General features: G+C 70.4%; 24 protein-coding genes and 1 pseudogene (1 of these 25 only partly in view). 10 read left to right on the top strand and 15 right to left on the bottom strand.

From position 1 onward, the window contains the following. Nucleotides 1-7 precede the first annotated feature (7 nt). From D3869_RS34500 to D3869_RS19305, 5 genes are all read right to left on the bottom strand, one after another. Nucleotides 8-1,702 carry a tetratricopeptide repeat protein gene (locus D3869_RS34500; RefSeq protein WP_282190174.1) on the bottom strand — a complete coding sequence of 565 codons (1,695 nt, stop codon included), beginning with the start codon at nucleotides 1,700-1,702 and terminating at the stop codon, nucleotides 8-10. Between the two features lie 302 nt (nucleotides 1,703-2,004). Next, on the bottom strand, nucleotides 2,005-3,000 hold the full coding sequence (locus tag D3869_RS19320; RefSeq protein WP_137141486.1) for a phosphotransferase: 996 nt from the start codon (nucleotides 2,998-3,000) through the stop codon (nucleotides 2,005-2,007). After that, entirely contained in the window at nucleotides 2,997-3,533 is a 537-nt protein-coding gene (gene moaB, locus D3869_RS19315) for a molybdenum cofactor biosynthesis protein B (protein WP_014197702.1), read from the bottom strand. Before moaB ends, D3869_RS19320 begins: the two co-directional genes overlap by 4 nt. A 13-nt stretch (nucleotides 3,534-3,546) precedes the next feature. Then, nucleotides 3,547-5,505 carry a lytic transglycosylase domain-containing protein gene (locus D3869_RS19310; protein WP_137141485.1) on the bottom strand — a complete coding sequence of 653 codons (1,959 nt, stop codon included), beginning with the start codon at nucleotides 5,503-5,505 and terminating at the stop codon, nucleotides 3,547-3,549. Between the two features lie 469 nt (nucleotides 5,506-5,974). Further along, nucleotides 5,975-6,835 carry a uracil-DNA glycosylase gene (locus D3869_RS19305; RefSeq protein ID WP_137141484.1) on the bottom strand — a complete coding sequence of 287 codons (861 nt, stop codon included), beginning with the start codon at nucleotides 6,833-6,835 and terminating at the stop codon, nucleotides 5,975-5,977. Nucleotides 6,836-6,980: 145 nt separating this feature from the next. On the opposite strand from D3869_RS19305, the gene D3869_RS19300 reads away from it, so the two are divergent. After that, complete coding sequence (locus tag D3869_RS19300) at nucleotides 6,981-8,630, top strand: electron transfer flavoprotein-ubiquinone oxidoreductase (protein ID WP_137141483.1); 1,650 nt, start codon at nucleotides 6,981-6,983, stop codon at nucleotides 8,628-8,630. 21 nt (nucleotides 8,631-8,651) lie between these two features. Here the strand turns inward: D3869_RS19300 and D3869_RS33930 are convergent, their stop codons facing one another. Next, nucleotides 8,652-8,870 (bottom strand): SUV3 C-terminal domain-containing protein, encoded by a 219-nt coding sequence (locus D3869_RS33930; protein WP_247895930.1) that lies wholly within the window; start codon nucleotides 8,868-8,870, stop codon nucleotides 8,652-8,654. 509 nt (nucleotides 8,871-9,379) lie between these two features. Next, nucleotides 9,380-10,459 (bottom strand): annotated as a pseudogene (locus D3869_RS34770) (helicase-related protein); the annotation flags it as partial. Nucleotides 10,460-10,995: 536 nt separating this feature from the next. Between D3869_RS34770 and D3869_RS33920 the strand changes: the two are divergent. Further along, nucleotides 10,996-11,445 (top strand): hypothetical protein, encoded by a 450-nt coding sequence (locus tag D3869_RS33920; protein ID WP_247895789.1) that lies wholly within the window; start codon nucleotides 10,996-10,998, stop codon nucleotides 11,443-11,445. A 6-nt stretch (nucleotides 11,446-11,451) separates the two neighbouring features. Here D3869_RS33920 and D3869_RS34495 read toward each other — a convergent pair whose 3' ends face one another. Continuing rightward, nucleotides 11,452-11,580 (bottom strand): hypothetical protein, encoded by a 129-nt coding sequence (locus D3869_RS34495; RefSeq protein WP_257792917.1) that lies wholly within the window; start codon nucleotides 11,578-11,580, stop codon nucleotides 11,452-11,454. Nucleotides 11,581-11,733: 153 nt separating this feature from the next. Between D3869_RS34495 and D3869_RS19285 the strand changes: the two genes are divergently transcribed. After that, nucleotides 11,734-12,234, top strand: a complete 501-nt coding sequence (locus D3869_RS19285) for a hypothetical protein (protein ID WP_014197695.1) — start codon at nucleotides 11,734-11,736, stop codon at nucleotides 12,232-12,234. A 34-nt stretch (nucleotides 12,235-12,268) separates the two neighbouring features. Here the strand turns inward: D3869_RS19285 and D3869_RS19280 are convergent, their stop codons facing one another. The 4 genes from D3869_RS19280 to D3869_RS19265 all read right to left on the bottom strand — a co-directional run bounded on the left by D3869_RS19280 (nucleotide 12,269) and on the right by D3869_RS19265 (nucleotide 14,557). Further along, nucleotides 12,269-13,033, bottom strand: coding sequence for a Crp/Fnr family transcriptional regulator (locus tag D3869_RS19280; RefSeq protein WP_137141482.1), 765 nt, complete (start codon nucleotides 13,031-13,033; stop codon nucleotides 12,269-12,271). A gap of 297 nt (nucleotides 13,034-13,330) precedes the next feature. Further along, nucleotides 13,331-13,672 (bottom strand): Gas vesicle protein V, encoded by a 342-nt coding sequence (locus tag D3869_RS19275; RefSeq protein ID WP_137141481.1) that lies wholly within the window; start codon nucleotides 13,670-13,672, stop codon nucleotides 13,331-13,333. 120 nt (nucleotides 13,673-13,792) lie between these two features. Beyond that, nucleotides 13,793-14,278 carry a hypothetical protein gene (locus D3869_RS33145; protein WP_175426494.1) on the bottom strand — a complete coding sequence of 162 codons (486 nt, stop codon included), beginning with the start codon at nucleotides 14,276-14,278 and terminating at the stop codon, nucleotides 13,793-13,795. A gap of 69 nt (nucleotides 14,279-14,347) precedes the next feature. After that, nucleotides 14,348-14,557 (bottom strand): hypothetical protein, encoded by a 210-nt coding sequence (locus tag D3869_RS19265; RefSeq protein WP_137141480.1) that lies wholly within the window; start codon nucleotides 14,555-14,557, stop codon nucleotides 14,348-14,350. A 194-nt stretch (nucleotides 14,558-14,751) separates the two neighbouring features. Between D3869_RS19265 and D3869_RS19260 the strand changes: the two genes are divergently transcribed. Then, complete coding sequence (locus tag D3869_RS19260; protein WP_137141479.1) at nucleotides 14,752-15,264, top strand: OsmC family protein; 513 nt, start codon at nucleotides 14,752-14,754, stop codon at nucleotides 15,262-15,264. Nucleotides 15,265-15,312: 48 nt separating this feature from the next. Here the strand turns inward: D3869_RS19260 and D3869_RS19255 are convergent, their stop codons facing one another. Further along, nucleotides 15,313-15,945 carry an MBL fold metallo-hydrolase gene (locus D3869_RS19255; protein ID WP_137141478.1) on the bottom strand — a complete coding sequence of 211 codons (633 nt, stop codon included), beginning with the start codon at nucleotides 15,943-15,945 and terminating at the stop codon, nucleotides 15,313-15,315. Nucleotides 15,946-16,114: 169 nt separating this feature from the next. Between D3869_RS19255 and D3869_RS19250 the strand changes: the two genes are divergently transcribed. Next, nucleotides 16,115-16,567, top strand: coding sequence for an RrF2 family transcriptional regulator (locus tag D3869_RS19250; protein ID WP_014198135.1), 453 nt, complete (start codon nucleotides 16,115-16,117; stop codon nucleotides 16,565-16,567). Nucleotides 16,568-16,596: 29 nt separating this feature from the next. Here D3869_RS19250 and D3869_RS19245 read toward each other — a convergent pair whose 3' ends face one another. After that, nucleotides 16,597-17,757, bottom strand: a complete 1,161-nt coding sequence (locus D3869_RS19245) for a hypothetical protein (RefSeq protein ID WP_137141477.1) — start codon at nucleotides 17,755-17,757, stop codon at nucleotides 16,597-16,599. Nucleotides 17,758-18,064: 307 nt separating this feature from the next. Between D3869_RS19245 and D3869_RS19240 the strand changes: the two genes are divergently transcribed. The 5 genes from D3869_RS19240 to D3869_RS19220 all read left to right on the top strand — a co-directional run bounded on the left by D3869_RS19240 (nucleotide 18,065) and on the right by D3869_RS19220 (nucleotide 23,851). After that, nucleotides 18,065-19,117 carry a sulfate ABC transporter substrate-binding protein gene (locus D3869_RS19240; protein ID WP_137141476.1) on the top strand — a complete coding sequence of 351 codons (1,053 nt, stop codon included), beginning with the start codon at nucleotides 18,065-18,067 and terminating at the stop codon, nucleotides 19,115-19,117. A 57-nt stretch (nucleotides 19,118-19,174) separates the two neighbouring features. Then, complete coding sequence (gene cysT / locus D3869_RS19235; RefSeq protein ID WP_247895788.1) at nucleotides 19,175-20,008, top strand: sulfate ABC transporter permease subunit CysT; 834 nt, start codon at nucleotides 19,175-19,177, stop codon at nucleotides 20,006-20,008. Continuing rightward, the gene (gene cysW, locus D3869_RS19230) at nucleotides 19,998-20,858 is read left to right on the top strand and encodes a sulfate ABC transporter permease subunit CysW (protein WP_137141474.1); all 861 of its coding nucleotides are present in this window, start codon (nucleotides 19,998-20,000) and stop codon (nucleotides 20,856-20,858) included. The genes cysT and cysW overlap by 11 nt, the downstream gene beginning before the upstream one ends. A gap of 13 nt (nucleotides 20,859-20,871) precedes the next feature. Continuing rightward, nucleotides 20,872-21,912, top strand: a complete 1,041-nt coding sequence (locus D3869_RS19225; RefSeq protein WP_137141473.1) for a sulfate/molybdate ABC transporter ATP-binding protein — start codon at nucleotides 20,872-20,874, stop codon at nucleotides 21,910-21,912. A gap of 208 nt (nucleotides 21,913-22,120) precedes the next feature. Further along, on the top strand, nucleotides 22,121-23,851 hold the full coding sequence (locus D3869_RS19220; protein WP_247895787.1) for a hypothetical protein: 1,731 nt from the start codon (nucleotides 22,121-22,123) through the stop codon (nucleotides 23,849-23,851). A 22-nt stretch (nucleotides 23,852-23,873) separates the two neighbouring features. Here the strand turns inward: D3869_RS19220 and D3869_RS19215 are convergent, their stop codons facing one another. Next, nucleotides 23,874-24,987 carry the 3' portion of a monovalent cation:proton antiporter-2 (CPA2) family protein gene (locus tag D3869_RS19215; protein WP_137141471.1) on the bottom strand. The gene runs 587 nt beyond the window's last position, so only the last 1,114 of its 1,701 coding nucleotides appear in the window; the start codon falls outside the window, past its right edge — the gene reads right to left on this strand; the stop codon is at nucleotides 23,874-23,876.

Genomic DNA, 24,987 nt, shown 5'->3' with positions numbered 1-24,987 from the left:
GGGAGCCTTACTGGACCTTCGGCGCCGCGGCCTCGGCCGCCTTGGGGTCGACCAGGCCCTTGTCCAGCTTGGCCCGGATGTCCTCCTTCTGCGGTTCCTCCTCCGCGGTGCGGAGCGCGCGGGTCCATTGGAAGCGGGCCTCGTTGCGGCGCCCGACGCGCCAGTAGGCGTCACCCAGATGGTCGTTGATGGTGGCGTCGGTCGGCTTCAGCTCCACCGCGCGCTCCAGCTTCTCCACCGCCCCTTCGAAATCGCCGGTGCGGTAGAGCGCCCAGCCCAGGCTGTCGACGATGTAGCCATCCTTGGGGCGCAGGGCGACGGCCTTCTCGATCATTGTCTTGGCCTCCTCCAGGTTCAGCCCGCGGTCGACGTAGCTGTAGCCCAGATAGTTCAGCAGAAAGGCCTCGTCCGGCTTCAGCGCCAGCGCCGCCCGCAGGTCGCGCTCGGCGTCCGGCCAGCGGTCCACCTTGTCGTAGGACATGGCGCGGGCGTAGAGCACCGCCCAATGCCGCTCCTCCGGCGTGCCGATGCGCTCCAGCGCCTTGCTGTAGCTGGCGGCGGCCTCGCCGTAGCGCTTGGCGACGCGGTACAGGTCGCCCAGCCGGATCAGCGCGTCGGTGCGCTCCGGACGCTCGGCGGACAGGGAGGAGAAGGCGGCGATGGCGTCGTCGGTGCGCTCCAGTCGGGCGAGGCTTTCGGCGGCGCGCAGCCGCGCGGTCCAGCCCAGCACCGGGTCCTTCTCCAGCGCCTGGAACTCGACCAGCGCGTCGGCGTGATGGTCGCGGTTTTCCATGATGTCGCCGATCATCAGCCGCGCCAGGGACAGGTCGGGGCGCAGGTGAAGGGCGATCCGCCCGAACAGCAGGGCGGTTTCCTCCGCCCCCTCGTGATGGATGGCGCTGCCCAGGTCGAACAGGGCCTCCGCCAGCCCCTGCTTGGCGTCGGACACCACAGGGGCGGTGGTCTTGCCCTCGTCCAGCGCCTTCAGCGCCGGCTCGACCATCAGGCTGTCGGGGTTGCTGGCGCGGAAGGCGTCGTAGAGCTTGCGCGCCTCGTCCTTGCGGCCGGTGCGTTCGTAGAAGCTGCCGACGATCTGGATGACGCGCAGCGGCGCCTCCTTGTCCAGCACGCGGGCGAAGCGCTCCGCGGCGGCGTCCTTGCGCCCGCCCAGTTCCAGCACCAGGCCGGCGTGCAGGTCGTGCAGGGCGGCGAAGCCGCTGGCGGTCGAAAGCGGCTCCAGCGCCTTCAGCGCCGCGTCGGTTTTGCCCTCCGCAGCGGCCAGCCAGGCGTCGATCAGCGGGCCGATGTATTTCGCCATGCCCTCCTTGGGCATGCGCGCGGCCATGGCCTTGGCCTCCTTCAGCTTGCCACGGGCCAGATTGTCCGAGGCCAGCAGGGCGATGGCCATCTGCGGGTCGTTGTCCTGCTCCAGCAGCCGCTTGGCGAGGTCGATGGCGGCGTCGAACTGCCCTTCGCCCAGCTTCAGCAGGTAGGTGCGGCGCAGCAGCGTCAGGTCGCCTGGGTCGGCGGACAGGGCGTGCGCCATGAACAGGGCGGCGGCGGCCCAATCGTCCTGGCGCTGGGCGAAGCGCCCGGCCAGATAGCTGCCGGTCGCCGAGGTCAGCGACGGACGTTCCGTCGCCGCCGGGGCCGCGGCGGCGGCGCTGCCGGCCGGCAGGAGGCCCGCCGTGGAAAGGAGCAAGGCACCGAGCGCCGTCCGACCCAACCGGGTCCGCCCAAATCGGAATGTCATCATGCCGCGTCCACCTGCACGCCTACGGAGTCCGGATCAGGAAAGCCTGAAACTCGAGTCCTCAGTCTAACACCAACCGCTGGCAAGGGTTAACCGCGCTGCGGTCCGAACCATCGCATGTCTCGGCCGCCCTTCGGCCCTAAAGCGAACTTCCGTTCGCTTTAGACTCACATCGCCTCACTTGCCGGCGGGCTTCGGCCGCATGTGCGGCCGGGACCGCCGTCGCGGTCCAAAGCGGATTGCAATCCGCTTTAACGCCATTCCGCGGCGACCCGCTCGATGACCTCCGGACGCAGGACGTCGATCGCGTGGGCGTCCATGTGGGCGGCCAGCGACTCCGGCATGTCCGGCGACAGGGCCGCCCCCTCCACCCGCCAGCGGGCCATCCAGGACAAGGTGCGCAGCCAGGTCAGCCGGCGCAAGGGCTGGCGCCACGGGCGCACCGCCTCGGCCAGCGCGGGCGGCACCGCCGCCTCCCAGGCGGCGTGGAACACCGCGACCTCGTCCGAGGCCAGCACCGCCGCGACCTCCCGCTCCCACTTGGTGGAGGTGTAGAGGCTGGCGTGGGCGAGGTCGATGGCCGGGTGGCCGTACTGGGCTTTTTCCAGATCGGTGAACCAAGCCTTGCCGGCATCGTCGATCAGGAAATTGCCGGGATGGACGTCGCTGCCGACCAGTGTGATGGGGATCGGCGTCGCGCAGCGGACGGCGCGGGCGGCCTCCAGCTCCGTCTCAAGCTGGGCCAGGGCATCCGGCGCCAACCCGGCGCGCTCGAACCATACCGCCTGCCGCTCCACCTGGGCCAGGGTCGCCGCCACCGGGTCGGCGGGGGCGGGCAGGGGAGGGCGCTTGTCGTGCGGCGGCAGGGGCAGGGCGTGCAGGGCGGCGAGCGCCCGCGCGATGGCCGGCATCTCGCCCGGCAGGCGCGGCGGGCGCCCGACGATTTCCGTCACCACCAGCGCGCCCATCGGCAGCTCCGGCCCCGGCGGCAGGACGGCGGCCAGTTCCGGCGTGTGACCGCTGGGGGCGGCGCGGCGGAAGGCGGTGGCCTGCTGTTCCAGATTGGCGAGGGGGTCGAGCCCCAACTGGCTCCAGCGTGGGACGCGGGCGACCAGACCCCGTCCGGCCAAGCGCACATGGTCGTGCGCCACGCCGCGGCGCGGCATCGGCTCCAGCGCGCCTTGCGGCAAACCGGCGAAGGCCGGCAGCCGCGTCAGGGCGCCGTGCAGGCCGGCGGTGCCGGTCACACCTGATGCTCGCGCAGGCGCGGCATCAGTTCGACGAGGTTGCAGGGGCGGTGCCGGTTGTCGAGCTGGAAGACCAGGATGTCGTCCCAGGCGTCGCGGCAGGCGCTGGGCGAACCCGGCAGGGCGAAGATGTAGGTGCCGTTGGCGACCCCGCCGGTCGCCCGGCTCTGGATCGTCGAGGTGCCGACCTTGGCGTAGCTGAGCTGGCGGAACAGCTCCCCGAAGCCGGGGATCGCCTTGTCGAACAGGGCTTCCACCGCCTCCGGCGTCACGTCGCGGCCGGTCACGCCGGTGCCGCCGGTGGTCAGCACCACGTCGATCTCCGGATCGGCGATCCAAGCCTGGACCTGGGCGCGGATGGCGGCGACATCGTCCTTCACGATGGCGCGGGCGCCCAGCCGGTGGCCCGCGCCGGCCAGCCGCTCCGCCAGCGCGTCGCCCGAGCGGTCGTCGGCGGGCGTGCGCGTGTCGGACACGGTCATGACGGCGATGTTGACGGGCAGGAACGGACGGGATTCGTCGATCTTCGGCATGGTGGGGCTTCGGTCAGGGGGCTTCGGCGTGCTGCGCGACCTGGGTGGATCGGGCCGCCGGGAAGACATCCACCGGCATATAGACCGGCCAGCCGCCCGCCGCAACGGCGTCCAGCGATTCGATTTCCTGTCCCAGCCGCAGCCGGTAGATCCAGAAGTTGGCGACGACCTTCTCGACGTAGTTCCGCGTCTCGGCGTAAGGCAGGCTCTCGATGAAGAGCAGCGGGTCATCGCCGATGTCCGACAGCTCGCGGCGCCAGCGCGCCAGCGTGCCGGGGCCGGCGTTGTAGGCGGCGGCCAGCAGGAACAGGTTGTTGCCGATGTCCTGGCTGTTCAGCAGCTCCGCCATGTAGCGCTGCCCGAGTTCCATGTTGGTGGAGGGATCGAACAGGCCCGTGCGGGCGGCGTCGGCCTCGCCGATGTCGGCGTTGCGCTCCTGCACGTGCTGGGCGGTGGCGGGCATGATCTGCATCAGGCCGGTGGCCCCGGCGGAGCTGACCAGCTTCGGGTCGAAGCGCGATTCCTGCCGCATCACCGCGAAAACCAGCGCGCGGTCCACGGCGAAACCGTCGCGCGGCTTCCAGTGCGGCACCGGGTAGAGGGCCGCCGTGTAGGGCGCGCCGTCCGGACCGGCCACCGCGTTGCCGACTTGAAGGGCCAACCCCGGCAGCCCGGCGCGGTCGGCCAGGGCGACCAGCGCCTGCTCGGCCAGCGCGTCGCCGCGCGGGTGGATGCGGCGCAGTTCCAGCTCCGCCGCCTCGCGCTGGCCGGCCTGGATCAGGGCGATGGCGCGGGTGCCGCCGGGCAGGGCGGACAGCGCCTTCAGATGCTCCCCGGTCAGCTCCGGCGTGCGCCAGTTCAGGTCACCCGAACCGCCCAGCTTGCGGTGGGCGAGAAGCCCATAGAAGGTGTGCGGATAGCGCGCCGCGGCGGCCAGATGGACGCGGGCCTGCTCCTCGCGGCCCCGGCGGGCGTGGGCGCGGGCGGCCCAGAAATCGGCGGCGGAGGCCAGCCAGGGCGATCGCGGCCCAGCCTCGGCCAGATTGGTGAAGTGGCGGGCGGCGCGGTCGTACTGCTTCAGCCGCCAGGCGGCGAGGCCGGCGATCCAATGCGCCTCCGTCAGCGCCGGGCCGGAACGGGCGGCGCTGGCCGAGGCCAGCGACAGCGCCTGAGTCACGTCGCCGGAATAATAGAGCGAGGCGGCGATGCGCGCCCGCGCCTGGTCATACTGCACCGAATCGAGGCTGCGCCCGAAGTCGTCCTGGTTGAGCAGGGCGAGCGCCGCCCCCGGCTTGCCGGCGCGCAGCAGGTCGGTCACGCGGGACGGGGTGGTGTGGTTGGCGCGGCTGGCGCTGCGGCTGCGCGGGGCGACGGTGAGCTTGGCCTTGTCCTCGGCAGCCTCGGCGCTCTTGTCCGGGTCGGACGGGTCCTCGTCGGAGATGCTTTCCGGCAGCGGTTCGGGGCGCAGGCCGCCCAGCCGTTCCAGCGATCCGGTCAGCCGCTCCCCGTCGCCGGCGCGCGGCGGCTTCAGGGCACGCTGCTGGCCGGCGGGGGCGCGGCGCTGGGCCAGGGCGTGGATGCGCTCGGCCCCCGGCAGGTCGCCGTAACGCTGGAGCCAGCCGGCCAACTCGTCGTAGCTGGCCTTGCGGTCGGGGTGCAGATAGCGCTGGCGCAGCACATGGCCCATCAGGCGGCGGTCGCGCAGCAAGCGGATTTCCCAGTCGGCGCCGTCCCACTCGCCCCGGTCCTGGAGCGCGAAGATGCGCCGGTAGTGACGGGCGTCCTCTTCCGTCAACTGGACGGCGCGGGCGTCGGCGTCCGTCGCCAGAAGCAGGTTCTGCTCGGCACGATCGAATCCCGGCGGGACGACGGGGCGTCCATCCGGCGCGTGGATCACAAGGCCGGCCTGGGCCGGGCGATAGCCGCCCGTCGGGTCGGGTGCCGCGCACAGCGCCAGCGCCACCCCCGCCATTCCCAGGACCTTCCGCCGCAGCGAGACGGTGTTTGCTGCGCTGCACAATATCCGGAACATGGTATTCGAATAACCGCAGTGGACGGGAATCGCAAGAAGATGATTCCCCAACAGCGGTCAAGGCTGCCTGTTCACAAGGGTTTTCAGCAACTTAGTGGGGGCGGAAAAATGGCCCTAGCCCAGTGGGAAGACCCTTTTGGCGCAAGGTCATGGGTCTTTCTGTGCCGTTTGGCACAACGGCATAGCGGCGACTTGGTAAACCACTCCGATCTTTCGAAGTACTTGAGTAATGTTTGGAATGTCTTTGGATATCGAATGTTCGAATGACCGTGCAAGAATAAATGCAATAAGAGAAGCATTTTAGGAAATGGGCGGCGTTAACCATCGCTGTGGTGTTTGCCCCCACCCTAACCCTCCCCTGCGTAGCGGGGGAGGGTTAGGGTGGGGGCAAAACGACGATTGCGGTGGCTCAGCCCGGAAAGCGCTGGCGCAGGGTCAGCAGGTCGCGCCACGCCTCGCGCTTGGCGATGGGATTGCGCAGCAGATAGGCCGGGTGCAGCATCGGCAGGACCGGCACCGGGCCGGGCAGGCCGGGGGACGCGTAGTCGAACCAGCGGCCGCGCAGGCGGGTGATGCCCTCCGCCCGGTTGAGCAGCGTCTTGGCGGAGGTGCCGCCCAGCGGCACGAGAACCTTCGGCTTGATCAGCTCGACGTGCCGTTCCAGGAAGGGCAGGCAGGCGGCGATCTCCGCCTGGGTCGGCGAGCGGTTGCCGGGCGGACGCCAGGGCAGGATGTTGCTGATGTAGACCGCGCCGCGGTCGAGGCCCACCTGAGCCAGCATGCGGTCGAGCAGCTTGCCGCTGACCCCGACGAAGGGCTTGCCCTGCCGGTCCTCGTCCTCGCCCGGCGCCTCGCCGATCAGCATGATGTCCGCGGCGGGGTTGCCGTCGGCGAAGACCGTGTTCATCGCCGTCGCCTTCAGCGGGCAACCGTCGAAGGCGCGCAGCGCGGCCTCAAGCTCCTCCAGGCTGCGCGCTTCGGCGGCGCGGGCGCGGGCGCTCGCCCCGGCCTCGCTGGCGCCCAGCGGCAGGTCCGCCGTGACCGGCGCACCGAACATCGACGCGCCGGAGGGACCCCCGAACGCCGACCGCGACGCCGGGGCGGGGCGCGCCGCGGCGGGCGGCAGCGCCGACGCGCCGGCCGGCGCACGCGCCACCGCCGGCCGGGCGGCCAGCATCGCCCAGTCCAGGGGCTCGTCCCCGATGGCCTCGTCACACCCGATGTCGACGTGCCAGCGCAGGGCGGCGAGGATGTCGGATTGGTCAATCATCGTTTGACCTTACCACGGCTCCTGTGGTCTTACATGGGCTTAGATATCCTTTTTGGCGGGTGCGAAAGGCATACGCCGTTCCGAAAGCCGCCGGACCCTGCGGAAATGGCCCCGGCGCTTCAATCAACCGGGAGGCATGGGGACCATGGATCGCGATCCGCGCGAGGTGATGGAGTACGACGTCCTTGTCGTCGGGGCCGGCCCGTCGGGCCTGAGCGCGGCCATCCGCCTGAAACAGCTCGCCAACGAGGCGGGACAGGAACTGTCGGTCTGCGTCGTCGAGAAGGGCTCGGAGGTCGGCGCCCACCTGCTCTCCGGCGCGGTGTTCGAGCCGCACGCCCTCGACGAGCTGATCCCCGACTGGAAGGAGAAGGGCGCCCCGCTGACCACCCCGGCGCGCGAGGACCGCTTCCTCTACCTCACCGAGACCAAGGCCCTCAAGGCGCCCTTCACCCCGCCGCAGATGCACAATCACGGCAACTACATCATCAGCCTCGGCAACCTCGCCCGCTGGATGGCCGCCCAGGCCGAGGAGCTGGGCGTCGAGATCTACCCCGGCTTCGCCGCCGCCGAGGTCCTCTACGACGACAGCGGTGCGGTCAAGGGTGTCGCCACCGGCGACATGGGCATCGGCAAGGACGGCGAGAAGACCGCCAACTACACGCCGGGCATGGAGCTGCACGCCAAGCAGACCATCTTCGCCGAGGGCTGCCGCGGCTCGCTGACCAAGACGCTGTTCGAGCGCTTCGACCTGCGCCGCGACGCCGATCCCCAGACCTACGGCATCGGCATCAAGGAGCTGTGGGAGGTTGCGCCGGAGAAGTCCCAGCCCGGCCTGATCGTCCACACCATCGGCTGGCCGATGGACCCCAAGACCTACGGCGGCTCCTGGCTCTACCACATGGAGGGCAACCTGGTGTCGGTCGGCTTCGTGGTCGGGCTCGACTACGAGAACCCGCACCTGTCGCCGTTCGAGGAGTTCCAGCGCTACAAGACCCACCCGGCGATCCGTCCGACCTTCGAGGGCGGGCGGCGCATCGCCTACGGCGCGCGGGCGCTGTCGGAGGGCGGCTTCCAGTCGATCCCCAAGCTGACCTTCCCCGGCGGGGTGATCGTCGGCGACGCCGCGGGCTTCCTCAACGTGCCCAAGATCAAGGGCAACCACACCGCCATGAAGTCGGGCATGCTGGCGGCCGAGGCGGTGCATGAGCTGCTGTCGGCCGAGGCGCCGGCGCGGGAGGCGGTGGCCTATCCGGAGAAGCTGAAGGCGTCCTGGGTGTGGTCGGAGCTGTTTGCTGTGCGCAACATCCGCCCCGGCTTCCAGAAGGGGCTGTGGGCGGGTCTGGCCAACGCGGCCTACGAGACGGCGACCAAGGGCAAGTCGCCGTGGACGCTGCACCACCGGCACGGCGACCACGAGACGCTGAAGAAGGCGTCGGAGATGCCGAAGATCGCCTATCCCAAGCCCGACGGGGTGGTGTCGTTCGACCGGCTGTCGTCGGTGTATCTGTCGAACACCAACCACGAGGAGGACCAGCCGGCGCACCTGACGCTGAAGGACGCGTCGGTGCCGATCGCGGTCAATCTGGCGCTCTACGACGCGCCGGAGACGCGCTACTGCCCGGCGGGCGTGTACGAGATCGTGCGGGCGGAGGACGGCAGCGACCCGCGCCTCCAGATCAACGCGCAGAACTGCGTGCACTGCAAGACCTGCGACATCAAGGACCCCACCCAGAACATCAACTGGGTCGTCCCCGAGGGCGGCGGAGGCCCGAACTATCCGGGCGGGATGTAAGAGCCGCCTCCTACCGCCGCTCTACCGCCGCGGGCCGAAGCGCTTGCGCGGGGCACCGCGGAAACCGGCCTTGGGCGGCGGCTCGCGCCGCTGCCCGGCGGACCGCGCCCCGCGCGTGGCGAGCAGATCGGCCAGACGCCGGCTGATCTCGCCGCGGCGGCCGCGCACCGCCTCCCGTTCCGGGAACAGGGTCGGGAACTTGCGCGCCGCCCAGTAATAGAGGTCGCAGGCCCGCGACAGCGCTTCCAGCGCCGCCCCGTCCAGCCCGTCGAGCCGCGCCGGGACGAAGCGCCCGAGGGGGACGGCTCCCCGGCCTCCACCGCGCCGAGGATGGCGGCGAGGATGCGGGCCTCCGCCTCGTCCTCCAGATCGGCGGGGATCAGCAGCAGGTCGAGCTTGGCAAGCAGGCTCAGCCGCCGCTCGTCCAGCATCACCGCCAGCCGCCGCATCCCCGACAGGTCGCCCACCCGGTAGGGCGACCCCGCCGTGCGGGCGTCGGCGAAGCAGTCGAGCAACAGGACCGTCTCCTCCGTCCCGATGTGATCGGCCAGACGGGCCAGCATGGCGCGGGTCGGCCGCACCGTCAGCGGCGCGTCGGCGCGCAGCCGCCCGTCGGCCTTCTCCAAAAGGGTGCGCAGCGCCTGCGGCGTGCCCCGCCCGACCACGCCAAATTCCCCCGACTCGAACTTGCCGAACCGCCCGGCGCGGCCGGCGATCTGCTTGACCTCCGTCGCGCTCAGCGGGCGGACGCTGGTTCCGTCGAACTTCTCCAGCGCGGTGAACAGCACGCGCCGGCAGGGCAGGTTCAGCCCCATGCCGATGGCGTCGGTCGCCACCACCACGTCGGCCTCGCCGGACAGGAAGCGCGCCGCCTCGCGCCGCCGCACCTCCGGGGCCAGCGCGCCGTAGACCGCGGCGACCGACAGGCCTTTGGCGCGCAGCGTGTCGCGCACCGTGTGGATTTCCCGCCGGGAGAAGGCGATCAGCGCGTCGCCGGGCTCCACCTCCTCCCAGTTCAGGCGGCGGTCGATCAGGGTCAGCGGCACCTTGCGCTCCAGCTCGATCACCTCCAGCCGTTCGCCGAGATGGGCCGCCACCCGCTCGACCAGCGGGCGGGCCTCCGGGGCGCCCAGGATGTAGACGGTTTCCGCCGGGGCGCCCATCAGCGCCGCCGTCCAGGCCCAGCCGCGGTCGGGATCGGCCAGCATCTGGATCTCGTCGATCACCGCCACCTCCACCGGGCGGTCGGGGTCCATCACCTCGATGGTCGAGGCGGTGTGGCGGGCGCCCGGCGTCGTGATCGCCTCCTCGCCGGTCAGCAGGGAGGCGGGCGTGCCCTCGGCGTTCAGCCGCTCCATCACCTCCAGCGCCAGCAGGCGCAGCGGCGCCAGATAGATGCCGTCCCAGGCGCCTTTCAGCGCCTCGATGGCGTGGTGGGTCTTGCCGGAGTTGGTCGGGCCGATCACCAGGACCAGCCGCCGCCCCAGCCCGCGAGCCACCGGGAACAGCTTCTCGAAGCGGGCGAGGTCGAAATGCCGGTCCACATAGGCCCGCCCGCGCGCCTCCGCCCGCTCGCGGCGCCAGACGGCGAATTCGCGGTCCCAGCGCTCCAGCAGCTCGTCCACCCCGTGGCGGTTGCGGGCGGCGCGGGACAGCCGGTCGGCCAGCGACGCGAAGGTCCAGCCGTCGTCTGCACCGTCCGCTTCCCCGGCGTAGCGGTGCAGCCGGGCGGCGGTGCGCGACAGCGCGTCCTCCAGCGCGGCGGCCAGCGCCGGGTCGCCCTCCAGCCGCAGGGCCAGATCATCGTCCGTCAGGTCGGCCAGCTCCATGGCGTCGAGCACGCGTGACACCTGGAGCCGCACCGGGGCGGACAGGCCGGGCCAGGGCAGGTCGTCGCTGCGCACCGCCCTGACCCGCGTCCGGTCGTCCGCCGGGTGCAGGCTGGTGGACCAGCCCTCCAGCGCGCGGCGCCCCTGGGCGAGCAGGGTGTTGCGCCGCCGCGCGCGGTCGAGCGTGCCTTGGATCTCCAGAAGCACCGCCTCCCGGCGCTCCGCCGGCACCAGCAGGTCGCGCTTGCCCTTGGGCAGCGGCAGGCCGAGCGGCACCAGACCCAGCCCCTCGCCATGGGCCACCCGCGCCACGCCCGCGGCGGCGGCGGTCACCACGTCGGGGTGGGCGCTGGCCAGTTCGTGCACCAGATGCGGGTCGGCGGGCTCGCAGGCGTGGGAAGGGTCGGGGGAGGTCATGTCCATAGGGCGCGGTCTCTGGAGAACTTTTCACAAATTCGCACTGGCGGTCCGCGGCCATCCATGTCATGAGCCACGTCCCGCAGGGGCAGTCCCGGCCCCGAGGCAGGCATCAAGCCATGACCAGACCGCTCCGCGCAAAGATTCTCCGACCCGACCTCGATCCGGCCAACCGCAAGGGCTCCAGCGGGGAGAACCGCTGCCGCTGCTGCGGGCGGCCCGGCGGCGCCGTCGTGCGCTGCCTGCCGGACGGGCGGTGGTACGACGCCACCGACCAGACCTGGCGCGACGGGCGCGGGCGGCGGGCGGCCTGGCCCGACGTGGTGGAGTATGCCGAGACACGCGACGTGCAGGTCGTCGTCCGCCCGGTGCGCCCATCCGGCAACCCGGAGGCCCGCCCGAAGAATCTCTGCCGCCGCTGCCACATGCAGGAGGAGGCGCTGCGCAACGCCATCCGCTCCCGCATCCGGGCGCGGATGCGCCGCGCGTTGGGCGACCTGTTCCTCGGCGACTATTCGTCGCCGGGCATTCTGGAGCGCGCGATGGCGCTCTACCGCCGCAAGCCCTGAGGACCCTTACACGGGCTCCTGCGGCTCGCCGGGCATCGGCGGGGCCTCCACCGGCTCGTCCGGCGGGGCGTCGGGCGGTGGCGGCATGGGGATCGGAACGTCGGGTTCCTGCCGGGGCGGCGGGTAGGGGCTCATGTCCGGTCTCCGGTGATGGGGTGGGGCCGTCCCCAGGAAACACCGCCTCCGCGCAATCGCTCCCTTCGTTTCGCCACCCGCGCGGCGCATGACCAAAATCAAAGCGGCGGTTCGGATCATTGCGGACAATGCCCGCGAAAGGATCGCCCGCCCATGCCCAGAAGCTTCATCCTCGCCCCGCTCGCCAAGACCCAGGCCGATCAGGCGCTTCCCGTCGTCCAAACCCTGCACCGCGACATGACGCTGGACGAGTGGCGGCAGGTGGCCGCCCTGTTCCTGCAGGACGGCGGCGACGGCGGGGTGATGGCCTGCGAGATGAGCGACGGGCACATCCGCGGCCTGTTCTGCTACCGCGTCAGCGCCGAAGGGATGATCCGCGTGCTGACGGTGCCGATCTTCATCGCGGTGGGGCTGTTCGACGCGGCGGTGACCTCGGCGGCGCAGGCCGACGGCATCGACCTGCTGGCGCGCAAGCTGGGCTGCTCGTCGGTGGTGGTGGACGAACGCGGCTGCGTCGTCGCGGCGACCGCACCGAAGCTCGACGCCGCGGGCCTTTTCGGCCGGCTGGGCTACCGCCGGGTCGGGCAGGCCTTCGTGAAGGACGTGGCGGCGGGGTTCGGCGGCGAGGGCTATCCGGTGGCGGGCCGGGCCTGAAGAAAAGGACTGAAGAAACGGAGCGGGAGGAAGGTCAGGCGGCGGCTTCGAGCGCCGCCGGGTCCTCGATGCGGATGCGGTCGTTGGTCAGGCGGGTGATCGCCCCGGCACCCTCCAGCTTGCGCAGAACGCGCGAAAGCGTTTCGGGGCGCAGGCCGAGATAGGCGCCGATGTCCACCTTCGGCATGGGAAGGAAGGCGCTGGGCGTGCCGTCGGCCAGGGGCCGCGACCGCCGCGACAGGGCCAGGAGGAAGCTGGACACCCGCTCCACCGCCGTCTTGCAGCCGAGCAGCAGGATCTGGTCCTGCGCCGCCGACAACTCGACCGAGGTCATGGCGAGCAGCCGCCCCTGAACCGCCGGGTGCCGTTCCATCAGGCGGCGCAGCGCCGTCCGCGACATGCGGCAGACGGTGGAGGCGGTGACCGTCTCCGCGGTGTAGGCATAGCCGGTGCCGACGGCCAGCCCGATCACGTCGCCCGCGGTGGCGAATCCGGTGATCTGCTGCCGGCCGTCCGGCAGGGTTTTGTAGAGCTTCAGCATGCCCGCCATGACGGTGAAGACGGCCTCGGCCTCCTCCCCCTCCATCACCACGGGGGTTGCCGACAGCAGGTCCAGCGGGCGGGAGGTCGTCGACAGGTCCGGCAGGTCCCCGGCGGTCAGGGCGCCGCACAGCCCCTTGCTCCGCGCCGAGCAGCCGGCGCAGCGGCCGGTCACCGTCTCCGCCGTCCGTGGCTGCGGGGCGGGCATCGGCGGCGTGGCGACGGTGGTGGCGGCGATGGTGGCGACGGAGAAGGTCATGGCTGTACCCCTGGTCTGTCTCGCTTTGGCGCCAAGGATGGCGCCTTCGATTCGGACGTCCGGCCCAGACCAGAGCATCAGACTAAGGTCTTGGAACCGAGCCAAAGGTATGAGTATCGACCAAGACCCGCCCTGATCTGGATCAACCGGGCCCTGGATCAACCGGGCCCTGGATCAACCGGGCCCTGGATCAACCGGGCTTTGGATCGGCCGGGAGATGGGGCAGCCAGACAGGGCAACGGCCCGGAGGATGGTCCGGGCCGTGAGGGTGATGCGCGGGGGTGATGTCGCCGCGCTTTAGAAGGTCCGGCCGGGCCGTCCGCGCGGCGGGAAGCGGCTGGAGGTGGCGCGCATGGTGCCGTCCGCCATCGGCATGGCGCCGGACTCCGCGTCCTCCTCGTCGCCGCGGGGGCGGCGGGACTCGCGATCCGTCACGCGCGCCGCTTCGGCCCGGGAGATCGAGGATTCCAGTTCGCGGATGCGGGCCTGCAGGCTGCCGACGACGGCGGCGCCCGCCTGCCGGGACTTGAACTGTTCGAGATCCTGCTTCAGGCGGAGCAGCTGGCTCTTCTGCTCCGGGAGGCTCGGACCGTCCCGGCGCTTGGTCACGCGATAGACTTTTTCGTCGAATCGGTTCACTGCGTTTCTCCTGTCTGCTCTTAAGCAGATTGGGTCGACGCGCCGCTGCACCATCGTTCGAATGGGATAGGCCCTGCATTTCCACCGTTGGTGGCAGCGGGGTGTCGTGCTTTCCGGTGATCAGGGCATCCGTTCGTTCACGCTCCGCTCCGCGGCGACCGCGGTTGCCAGGGCGTCGCGGTAGCGGCGCAGCCGCGCGTAGGTCGGCCAGGCCATGCCGACCAGCGGGTCGCACCAGTGGACCAGCACCATCAGCCCCATTCCGGCGAATCCGCCGATCAGCGTGCCGGTGAGCAGGCCGGGCAGCGCCCCCAGGATCCACGGATCGGACAGCCGCCCGGCGTCGTAGGCCTGGAGGCCGGCCATGCCCAGCGTGGCCGCCAGGGCGAGCAGAGCCCCGACGCGGCCCGGCGCGTACCAGATCCGCAGATCCTCCCGGGTCAGCCCGTAATCCTCGGGCACCGGACGCGCCGTGGCCTCCGCGGCTCCGTCCGGGCGCCCACCGCCATGCTGGGGCGGGCCGGACGCCTCCACCGGAGGTCCACCCCCTTCGATCACCCGCCAGCGCCGCCGCGGGTCGCCGCCATCGTCTTCAAGCCGTTCCATCGCGCGATATTGCGCGGGCGGAGGGGTTTGGGCAACGGCGCTCTTGTGCCCGCCGCCCGCGCCGTCGGCTCAGCCGGGGCGCCCCTCCGCGCCCGTGCCGGACGGCGGCAACGGGAAGCCGCCGTCGCCGGGCATCGCCTCGCAGTCCGCCTCCAGGGCGTACTTAACGATGGTGCCGTCGATCAGCCTCAGATCGTAGGACGGATGCCCTCCCAGGGTCCGGGCGATCACCATGGCGTCCTGCCCATGATGCCGGACCTTCGCGCCAAGCCGCAGCATGGTTCCAACCCCCGCATCCCGTGTTTCGTTAACGAAACCTTACTCCGGGGGCCACCGATGGACGAGCAACAAAAAGGGGCATGGAGATGGGGCGGCGGGTCTTGCTTTGGGCATTGCCGGGATGGTGTTTGCGGTCCATCATCCGCGGGTCGCACAAATCAAGAAGCCGAACCGCACAGAGGAAACGCACGGGTATGGATGCACAGGATCTGCGCGCGCTCCAGGCGCCGCTGAAGGACAAGTACAAGGACGCCCCGGAGTCGGCGGTGGTCACGCTGAAGGCCCGCGGGGCGCTGGACGATTCCGCCATCGCCTGCAAGGTGGACACGGGCCGTGCGCTGGTCGAGGCCGGCCTTCATCCGGCGACCGGCGGACCGGGCACCCAGGCCTGTTCCGGCGACATGCTGCTGGAGGCCCTGGTGGCCTGCGCGGGCGTGACGCTGAAGGCGGTCGCCACGGCGCTGGAGTTCAAGCTGCGCGGCGGCACCGTGTCGGCGGAGGGCGACCTGGATTTCCGCGGCACGCTGGGCGTGGCGAAGGACGCGCCGGTCGGCTTCCGCGCCATCCGCCTGCGCTTCGAGCTGGACACCGACGAGCCGGCGGAGCGCATCGCCACCCTGACCAAGCTGACCGAGCGGTACTGCGTCGTCTACCAGACGCTGGCCAACCCGCTGCCGATGGCGCTGTCCGTCGAGACGGGGGCCTGATGGAAACATGACCGGTCCGGCGGGTCCGGACCGGTCGTTCCCCCGCCGTCAATCGTTGAGGAACGGGTTGTAGAGGCGCTCCTCCCCGATGGTCGAGGTCGGGCCGTGGCCAGGGATGAAGGTCACATCGTCGCCCAGCGGGAACAGCTTGCTGCGGATCGACTCGATCAGGTCGCCGTGGTTGCCCTTGGGAAAATCGGTGCGGCCGATGGAGCCCTGGAACAGCACGTCGCCGACGATGGCGATCCGGCTGGGCTTGTGCACGAAGACCACATGGCCCGGCGTGTGGCCCGGGCAGTGGTGGACGTCCAGCGTCAGGTTGCCGACCGTCACCGTGTCGCCCTCCTCCAGCCAGCGGTCCGGCGTGAAGGAGCGGACCGGCGGGAAGCCGAACATCTGGCTCTGCATCGGCATGCCGTCGATCCAGAACTGGTCCTCGCGGTGCGGCCCCTCGATGGGCAGCTTCAACTCGTCGGCGAGGTCGGCGACGGCGCCGGCGTGGTCGATGTGTCCGTGGGTGACCAGGATCTTTTCCAGCGTCACGCCCTTCGACTGCGCGGCGCGCAGGACGCGCGGCAGATCACCGCCGGGATCGACGGCGGCGCCCTTCATCGTCTCCGGACACCAGAGCACCGTGCAGTTCTGCTGGAACGGAGTGACGGGAACGATGATGGTCTGCATGCCGCGTCCTTCGCCGGTCAATGATCAATGGTCAGGGATCGATTCGTGTTCGACCTTACGCGCCACCGTTTTCCAGGGCAAGAACCGGTACCAATTCCTGGGCAACACGGCTATATGGAGTGCACTTTATCTTTATCCCATTCCGCCGCGGGGGGCGGTGCCGGACCGAATGCTGTCGCAAAAAGCCAAATACGCCCTGCGTGCGCTGATCATGCTGGCCGAACGGACGGACGACGAACTCGTCCTGATCGCCGAAATCGCCGAGCGGGAGAACATTCCGCGCAAGTTCCTGGAAGCCATCCTGGTGGAGCTGCGCAAGCATGGCCTGCTGTTCGCCAAGCGCGGCAAGAGCGGCGGCTACCGTCTGGCACGCCCGGCCGAGGAGATTTCCTTCGGCGAGGTGATCCGGCTGATCGACGGGCATCTGGCGCCGATCCCCTGCGCCAGCAAGAATTCCTTCCGTCCCTGCGAGGACTGCATCGACCCGCCGACCTGTTCAGTGCGCTGGCTGATGGTGCAGGTGCGCGACGCCACCGCCCAGGTGCTCGACAACCAGACCCTGTCCGACGCCCTGCGCCACCGTCAGGCGACCGGCGGCCTGCCCGTCAACTTCGACATCTGATCGGTGACTTCTGATCTGAGCCTGCCGGTTTAAGGCATCAGATCCACGGCGATGAACACGCGGTCCAGCGCGCGGTTCGTCGCCTCGCGCAGGATTCCAACCTCCAGAAGCTCGTCGACCAGAAGCTGCGCACCGCGGAAGGTGCTGCCCAGCCGTTTCTGCACCCGCCGCACGGTCAGGGCGGGCTCCTCGAACAGAAGCTCCAGCAGGTCCGGGGTTCGGGAGTTGCGGCGCTTGGCCCCCACCCGCTGCTGCCAGCCCTCCGCCGTGCGGTCCAGCGACAGGGCGCGTTCCCGCTCCCGCCGCGCCGTCTCCGCCACCGTGTCGGCCAGCCACAGTCGCCATCCCTCCTCGCGCCCGCGGGCGGCGAGGCCGGCGGTCGTGCGGTCGGCGTGCAGCGCGACGGACATCGGCAGCCAGACGTTCGGCACCCGGCAGCAGCGCGCCACCGCCAGCGCCGCCATCAGCCGGGCCGAGGGCACCGCCCAGCCGGGAATCCGCAGATCGGGCGCCGGGCGCAGCAGTTCGGCCAGCATGCCCACACCGCCGAGCAGGGCCGGCGATTCGCCGGCTTGGTCCAGTCGCTTGAGCAGGGTGGCGGCCTCCACCTCCCGGTCCGCGGAGAAGGCCAGCCGTCCGGGGTCGCGTCCCGACACCTCCGCCTGAAGGCAGCGCCACAGCGCCTCCGCCCAGCCCAGCGTCCAGGCGGGAGGCGTGTCGTCCACCGCGGACGCGGCGTCGCCGTCTTCCTCGTCCGGGGGGAAGGCGAAGCGGGCGCCGTTCCCATCGAGCGGCCCGGCCTCCAGCTCCGCCACCGCGCGCCAGGCATCGGCGGCGGCTCCGCTCGATGGGAACGGCGCCCGCGTGTTCTCCGCGCGGCGGGCGGGCGCGGCGATGACGCCTTGCGTGAACAGGGCGCCCTGCCACAGCGCGCGGACCGATTGCGCCGCTCCCCGCCCGGCGGTGGGGACGAGGTCGGTGCCGATGGTCGCCACCAGGAACTCCGCCGGGTCCACCGCCACCCCGTCGAGCCGCGCGGCCGCGCAGGACTCCCGCCGCGCCGCGTCGGCCCACAACCGCCGCCGGCGCGCCGGGTCCTGCGCCACTTCCGCCAGCCGGCCGAGCGCGCGTTCGGCCTCCAGAAGAGCGGTCAGGAGCGCGGGGGAGGGGGGCTGGACTGTTTCGGACATGGCCGTTCGGGACAGGAGGCTGAGAGGGCGCGCATGATAGCGATCCGCCGCATCGCTTCCAGCCCGATCCGCAAGAAAACGATTTCACAGTCAGACGTGAAATTAACGCGGTCCTGCGTGGGAAATGACAAAAAACAGCCTTGCGGCATCCGAGGAATCATGCAAACTCTAGGAGGCAAATGGATATTGCATATACATTATAAAGAGTGTGGATACGGCGCGGGCGCCGGGTTTGTGAACAGCGGTGCGGCGCGTGGCCTCCTGGGCCGGTGCCGTCCCCCAATGAACCATACTGAGGGAGTGTGCCATGTCGTTTCGTGATCGGCTCTCCGCGCTTCGCGTGAACCGGCTCTCCATAGGCCGGCTTTCCGCGATGGCCGCGGGCGTCGCCCTCGCCATGCTGACCGTCGCGCCCGCCAAGGCGCAGACCACGCTGCTGAACGTCTCCTACGACCCCACCCGTGAATTCTATGTGGAGTTCAACAAGGCGTTCGCCAAGAAGTGGCAGGCGGAAAACGGCCAGACGGTGACCGTCAAGCAGTCGCACGGCGGGTCGGGCAAGCAGGCGCGTTCGGTCATCGACGGGCTGGACGCCGACGTGGTGACGCTGGCGCTGGCCTACGACATCGACGCCATCGCCGACTCCGGCGCCCTGCCGAAGACGTGGCAGGCGCGCCTGCCGAACAACAGCTCCCCCTACACCTCGACCATCGTCTTCCTGGTCCGCAAGGGCAACCCGAAGCAGATCAAAGATTGGGATGACCTGCTGAAGCCGGGCGTCCAGGTCATCACCCCGAACCCGAAGACCTCGGGCGGGGCGCGCTGGAACTATCTGGCGGCCTGGGCCTATTCGCTGGAGAAGAACGGCAACGACGAGGCCAAGGCCAAGCAGTTCGTCGCCGACCTGTTCAAGAACGTGCCGGTGCTGGATAGCGGCGCCCGCGGCTCCACCGTCACCTTCACGCAGCGGCAGCTCGGCGACGTGCTGCTGGCCTGGGAGAACGAGGCCTTCCTGTCGCTCCAGGAGTTCGGCGCCGACAAGTTCGACATCGTCGTGCCGTCCCTGTCGATCCTGGCGGAGCCGCCGGTCGCGGTCGTTGATTCGGTGGTCGACCGCAAGGGAACGCGCAAGGCGGCGGAAGCCTACCTGAACTTCCTCTACACCCCTGAGGCGCAGGAGATCGCGGCGAAGAACTTCTACCGCCCGCGTCTGCCCGAGGTCGCTGCGCGGTATGCGGATCGCTTCCCGAATGTTAAGCTTGTGACCATCGACGGTTCCTTCGGGGGCTGGCGCACGGCGCAGGAGAAGCATTTCGCGGATGGCGGCGTCTTCGACCAGATCTACCAGAAGGGCCGCTGACCCGTGGTCGCGGCAACCACCAGCGACGCCGTGCTCCCCAATTCGGGGGGCACGGTGTTGAGCGTTCTTCGGAAACCCAGCGTCCTGCCCGGCTTCGGGCTGACCCTGGGATTCACGCTGACCTATCTGTCCCTGATCGTCCTGCTGCCGCTGGCCGCGCTGGCGCTGAAGGCGGCCGGGCTGGGCTGGTCGGGCTTCTGGGACGCGGTGCTGACGCCGCGCGTCCTGTCCGCCTTCAAGGTCAGCTTCGGGTTGTCGCTGGCCGCCGCCGCGGTCAACGCCGTCTTCGGCTTCATTGTCGCCTGGGTGCTGGTGCGCTACCGCTTCCCCGGCGACCGGATCGTCGACGCGCTGGTGGACCTGCCCTTTGCCCTGCCCACCGCGGTGGCCGGCATCGCGCTCAGTGCGCTGTACGCGCCCAACGGCTGGATCGGCTCCCTGCTGATGGAATGGTTCGGGCTGAGGGTGGCCTTTACGCCGCTGGGCATCGCCATCGCCCTGACCTTCATCGGCCTGCCCTTCGTGGTGCGCACCGTGCAGCCCATACTCCAGGACCTGCCGCCGGAGGAGGAGGAGGCCGCCGCGGCGCTGGGCGCCACGCGCTGGCAGGCCTTCCGGCGGGTGGTGTTCCCCGCGCTCCTGCCGGCCCTGCTGACCGGCTTCGCCCTGTCCTTCGCCCGCGGGGTGGGGGAGTACGGCTCGGTGATCTTCATCGCCGGCAACATCCCCGGCCTGTCGGAGATCCTTCCGCTGCTGATCGTCATCAAGCTGGAGCAGTACGACTATGCCGGCGCCGCCGCGGTCGGCGTGCTGATGCTGATGGCGTCCTTCGTGCTGCTGCTGGCCCTGAACCTGCTGCAAGCCTGGATGAGGGCGCGTCATGCTCGTTAAGAAAACCGTCGGGTTCACCCCGGCGCTGGCCGACAGCCGCTGGGTGAAGGGGCTTCTGATCGGCACGGCGCTGGCCTTCCTGCTGCTGTTCCTGGTGCTGCCACTGGTTGCGGTCTTCGTCGAGGCGCTGCGCCGCGGCACGGACGCCTACTGGGCGGCCCTGATGGAGCCGGACGCGGTGGCGGCGATCAAGCTGACGCTGATCGTCGCGGCCATCGCCGTCCCGATGAACCTCCTCTTCGGCGTGGCGGCGTCCTGGTGCATCGCCAAGTTCGACTTCCGCGGCAAGGACGTGCTGATCACCCTGATCGACCTGCCGTTTTCGGTGTCGCCGGTGATCTCCGGTCTGATCTACGTGCTGCTGTTCGGGCTGCATGGGCTGATGGGGCCGTTCCTGAAGTCGCAGGGCATCCAGATCATCTTCGCCGTGCCGGGGCTGGTGCTCGCCACCGTCTTCGTCACCTTCCCCTTCGTCGCCCGCGAGCTGATCCCGCTGATGCAGGAGCAGGGCAACGAGGAGGAGGAGGCGGCGCTGGTGCTCGGCGCGTCCGGCTGGCAGACCTTCTGGCGCGTCACCCTGCCCAACATCAAGTGGGGCCTGCTGTACGGCGTCCTGCTGTGCAACGCCCGCGCGATGGGCGAATTCGGCGCGGTGTCGGTGGTGTCCGGCCACATCCGGGGCGAGACCAACACGATGCCCCTGCATGTCGAGATCCTCTACAACGAATACAATTTGGTCGCTGCCTTCGCGGTGGCCTCGGTGCTGGCCATGCTCGCCCTCGTCACGCTGGTCGTGAAGTCGGTGCTGGAATGGCGCTTCGGGGCTGAGCTGGCGGCCACCCGGCATTGAGGCGACGCACGTCATGGCGATCCAGGTTTCCGGCATCACCAAGCAATTCGGCAGTTTCCGCGCGCTCGATGCGGTGGACCTCGAAGTCCGCTCGGGCGAGCTACTGGCCCTGCTCGGCCCGTCGGGGTCGGGCAAGACGACCCTTCTGCGCATCATGGCGGGGCTGGAGTTCGCCGACTCCGGCAGCCTCCTGCTCAACGGGGAGGAGGCGCTGAGCCTCACCCCGCGGGAGCGGCAGGTCGGCTTCGTCTTCCAGCATTACGCGCTGTTCCGCCACATGACTGTCTTCGAGAATGTGGCCTTCGGGATGAAGGTGCGGCCGCGCGGCCAGCGCCCGACCTCGACCGAGATCAAGCGGCGCGTCATGGAGTTGCTGGACTTGGTCCAGCTCGCCCATTTCGCCGACCGCTACCCGGCGCAGCTCTCCGGCGGGCAGCGGCAGCGCGTGGCGCTGGCCCGCGCGCTGGCCATCGAGCCGAAGGTGCTGCTGCTCGACGAGCCGTTCGGCGCGCTCGACGCCAAGGTGCGCAAGGAGCTGCGGCGCTGGCTGCGCAAGCTGCACGAGGACATCCACATCACCTCCGTCTTCGTCACCCACGACCAGGAGGAGGCCCTGGAGCTGGCCGACCGCGTCGTGGTGATGAGCCAGGGCCGGATCGAGCAGGTGGGCAGCCCGGCGGAGGTCTACGACCGTCCGGCCTCGGCCTTCGTCTACGAGTTCCTCGGGCAGGTGAACCGCTTCGACTGCGTGGTGGCGGACGGGGTGGCGCGGACGGCCAACGGGGCGCTGTCCATCCCCGCCGACGGCACGGTCCGCGGCCCGGCCATCGCCTATGTGCGCCCGCACGATCTGGGCCTGAGCCCCAGCGCCGGCGGGCCGGGCCGGGTGTCGGGAATCCATGTGGTGGGGCCGGACGCGCGGATCGAGATCGACCTCGCCGGCCTGCCGCTTGAAGCCGAGATGGACCGCGAGCGCCTGTCCGCCCTGGGCCTGCGCCTTGGCGACCAGTGCGCCGTCCACATCGACCGCGCCCGCGTTTTCCCGCAGCCCTGACGGCCTGCGGATGGCGCCCGGCCTACCCGCGAAAAGGGGCGGGTCGGGCGCTCCGCCTCATGCGAACGGGATTCTCGCGGGCCATGGAGTCTGCCCCGTCCGGGCCACGGACTAAGTCCAATGCCGACTCGTAACGCTATTGCCTTCTGGCGATGCGGACGGTGAATGTGTTGAGCCTTCCGCATTGCACCAAATGCAGGAGGCACCGGTGGACCATTCAGGACTGTCGCAGGCCACCGGCCCCGGCGCCGCCGCCCTGCGGACGGACGCCGGGGCCGGAGCCTGGTCGCCGCCGTTGGCGCTCGTGCTGCCGGTGATCCTGGCGCTGCTGCTTCTGCCGCTCATCCTGGTGGAGATGCCGCCGCTGCTCGACTACCCGAACCATCTGGCGCGGGTGGACGTGCTGCTGCATTACCGGTCCGATCCCTTCCTGGCCGACCATTACACCGCCTCCCTGACGCCGGTCCCGAACCTGCTGATGGAGGCGGTGATGCTGCCGCTCGCCAGCGTGCTGCCGCTCTACGTCGCCGGGCGCGTCTACATGGCCCTGGCCGGGCTGCTGACCCTGTTCGGGGCGATGCTGCTGAACCGCACGCTGTTCGGGCGGTGGAGCCTGTGGCCGCTGTGCGGCGCGCTGTTCATCTACAACGCCACGCTGATCGGCGGCTTCATGAGCTTCTCGCTCGGCCTCGGCTTCCTGCTGGTCGGGCTGTCGCTGTGGATCGCGCTGGCGGGACGGCGCTGGCAGGTGCCGGTGGGGATGGGCTGCGCGCTGTTCCTTTATTTCGCCCACGCCATCGTGCTCGGCTCCTTCCTGCTCTGCCTGTTCGCGGTGGAGGCGGTGAAGTATGTGGGGCAGGGGCGCAAGCCGCTGACGCTCGCCAATCTCGGGCGCGACGCCCTGCGCTTCGCCGCGCTTCTGGTCCTTCCCGTGGCCCTGTTCGCCGGCACGGTGGGGACTCACCTCCTCCAGTCCGACGCGGCGGCGGTCGGCGCGCGCGACAGCACGCCGGTCCTGCTGCTGAAGGAGGTCTACTGGCGGCTGAAGAAGCTGACCGAGCTGAAGCAGTGGCGCTACCGGCTGCATGACATGCTGGCCCCGGTTCTGAACTACAACACGCTGCTGGACGTGGCGACGCTGCTGCTGATCCTGGGCGGGATGGTGGCGGCGCGTCTGGCCGGTTGGCTGCGCGCCGCGCCGGCGATGATGCTGGCGGTGGGGTTGTTCGTGCTGGCCTTCTTCGTCGTGCCGGACCCCTTCTTCGGCACCTATTTCGTGTCGATCCGCTTCTGGATTCTGGCGGCCTTCCTGCTGGTCGCCGGCACCGACATCCGCTTTCCCTCGGCCCGCGCCGCGGCGGCCTTCGCCGCCGGGCTGCTCGCGTTGCTGACGGTGCGGACCGGCGTGCTGACTCTCAACTGGCTGGCCTACGAGGACGACGTGGCCGACCTGCGCCGCGCCATGGAGCGGATCGAGCCCGGACGCTCCGTCCTGATCGCCTGGGCGGGGCAGGAGGCCGGCTGCTGCAACACGCGGGAGTTCCTGCTCACCCAGCCGCCCTGGCGGCACGCGCTGGTCGCCTTGCCCAGCCTGATCCATCTGCCGTCGCTGATCACGGTGGAGCGGCGCGCCTTCGTCCCGACCCTGTTCAGCCACCCAGGCAAGCAGCCGCTGACCGTGACCCAGCCCTACCGCGACCGCTGCATGGCGATCTACGAGGGGGTTCCGGTGGACGTCCGCCTGCTCTCCCGCCCCGGGGAGGCGACCCTGCGCGACCATGTGGAGCCGTGCCCGCACTACATCGGCTGGCGGGACAAGTACGATTACGTGCTGGTGATGTTCTCCAACGTCTTCCACGCGGCCGGGCTGGCGCCGCCGCCGGGCGCGCAGGAGGTCTACCGCGGCACCGTCTTCGACCTGTGGCGGGTCGAGCGCTGACCCAACCGGTCAGTCGCGCCGCTCAGTCGTTCTCGCCGGTCGGCTCGCTGAGCGCGTCGTAACCGCGGTCGCGGACGCTCTTCAGGCTCCGGTCGATGGTGTCGGCGTCCAGCCCGGCGTTGCGCAGCACGAGGCTGGCGAGCTGCAGGCTGGCCTCCAGCGTCTCCGGCACCACGGCGCTGGCCCCGGCCCTCTTCAGCCGTGCGCCGCGGTCCAGATCATGGGCGCGGGCGGCGATGGCCAAACGCGGGGCGGCACGGCGGATGGCCTCAACGGCGCGCTCCGCCATGTCCGGGCGGTTGACGGTGATGACGGCGGCCCGCGCCCGCTCGATCCCGGCGGCGCGCAGCACGCCGATCTGGCTGGAGTCGCCGTAATAGACCGGCAGCCCCTCGGCCCGCGCCGCCGCCACCCGCTGCGGGTCGAGGTCCAGCGCGACGTAAGGGATGTCGTGGGTGCGCAGCAGCCGCGCCACGGCGCGCCCGACCCGGCCGTAGCCGGCGATCAGCACATGGCCGGTGATGTCGCTGGTCTCGACGCCGAAGGCCTCGGCGCCGTAGCGGGCCTCGACCTTCTGGGCCAGCCGCTGGGCGATGGCGCCGACCAGCGGCGTGACCGCCATGCTGAGCGCCACGCAGGAGGACAGCAGCAGCCCCGTCTCACCCTCCAGCACCGTCAGCCGCGTCGCTTTGCCGATCAGCACGAAGGCGAACTCGCCGCCCTGCGACAGCAGCAGGCCAATGCGCAGCGAGGTCGCCAGCCCGAGCCCCGACAGGCGGCAGAGCAGGAACAGCAGGATGCTCTTCCCGACCAGCAGCGCCGCGGTCACCAGCAGGATGTCGTCGGCGCGCTGGAGCATGGCCGGCAGGTCCAGCGTCATGCCCACGGTCATGAAGAACAGGCCGAGCAGCAGGCCGCGGAACGGCTCGATGTCGGCCTCCACCTGATGGCGGTAGGCGGTGTCGGCCATCAGCATGCCGGCCAGGAAGGCGCCCAGCGCCATCGACATGCCGGCCTCCGCCGTCAGCCAGGCGACGGCCAGGACGACCAGCAGGTTGGTCGCCGTGAAGACCTCCGGGCTCTTGGCCGAGGCCACGAAGTGATAGACCGGACGCACCACGAAGCGGCCCAGCAGC

Origin of the sequence: Azospirillum brasilense, from assembly GCF_005222205.1 — a bacterium.
Lineage (GTDB): Bacteria > Pseudomonadota > Alphaproteobacteria > Azospirillales > Azospirillaceae > Azospirillum > Azospirillum brasilense_G.
The sequence above is the reverse complement of the archived record's forward strand: the minus strand, read 5'-3'. Positions and strand labels throughout refer to the sequence as shown.

Bases quoted from the DNA above. Each gene is read 5' to 3' on its own strand.
- D3869_RS19265 (WP_137141480.1), bottom strand. From the start codon at position 14,557: ATGCTGCGGCTTGGCGCGAAGGTCCGGCATCATGGGCAGGACGCCATG.
- D3869_RS19245 (WP_137141477.1), bottom strand. From the start codon at position 17,757: ATGTCCGAAACAGTCCAGCCCCCCTCCCCCGCGCTCCTGACCGCTCTT.
- moaB (WP_014197702.1), bottom strand. From the start codon at position 3,533: ATGCCGAAGATCGACGAATCCCGTCCGTTCCTGCCCGTCAACATCGCC.
- D3869_RS19225 (WP_137141473.1), top strand. From the start codon at position 20,872: ATGGCGATCCAGGTTTCCGGCATCACCAAGCAATTCGGCAGTTTCCGC.
- D3869_RS19255 (WP_137141478.1), bottom strand. From the start codon at position 15,945: ATGCAGACCATCATCGTTCCCGTCACTCCGTTCCAGCAGAACTGCACG.
- D3869_RS33920 (WP_247895789.1), top strand. From the start codon at position 10,996: ATGACCAGACCGCTCCGCGCAAAGATTCTCCGACCCGACCTCGATCCG.
- D3869_RS19285 (WP_014197695.1), top strand. From the start codon at position 11,734: ATGCCCAGAAGCTTCATCCTCGCCCCGCTCGCCAAGACCCAGGCCGAT.
- D3869_RS33145 (WP_175426494.1), bottom strand. From the start codon at position 14,278: ATGGAACGGCTTGAAGACGATGGCGGCGACCCGCGGCGGCGCTGGCGG.
- D3869_RS19280 (WP_137141482.1), bottom strand. From the start codon at position 13,033: ATGACCTTCTCCGTCGCCACCATCGCCGCCACCACCGTCGCCACGCCG.
- cysW (WP_137141474.1), top strand. From the start codon at position 19,998: ATGCTCGTTAAGAAAACCGTCGGGTTCACCCCGGCGCTGGCCGACAGC.
- D3869_RS19250 (WP_014198135.1), top strand. From the start codon at position 16,115: ATGCTGTCGCAAAAAGCCAAATACGCCCTGCGTGCGCTGATCATGCTG.
- D3869_RS19260 (WP_137141479.1), top strand. From the start codon at position 14,752: ATGGATGCACAGGATCTGCGCGCGCTCCAGGCGCCGCTGAAGGACAAG.
- D3869_RS34495 (WP_257792917.1), bottom strand. From the start codon at position 11,580: ATGAGCCCCTACCCGCCGCCCCGGCAGGAACCCGACGTTCCGATCCCC.
- D3869_RS19300 (WP_137141483.1), top strand. From the start codon at position 6,981: ATGGATCGCGATCCGCGCGAGGTGATGGAGTACGACGTCCTTGTCGTC.
- D3869_RS19310 (WP_137141485.1), bottom strand. From the start codon at position 5,505: ATGGCGGGGGTGGCGCTGGCGCTGTGCGCGGCACCCGACCCGACGGGC.
- D3869_RS19305 (WP_137141484.1), bottom strand. From the start codon at position 6,835: ATGATTGACCAATCCGACATCCTCGCCGCCCTGCGCTGGCACGTCGAC.
- D3869_RS19240 (WP_137141476.1), top strand. From the start codon at position 18,065: ATGTCGTTTCGTGATCGGCTCTCCGCGCTTCGCGTGAACCGGCTCTCC.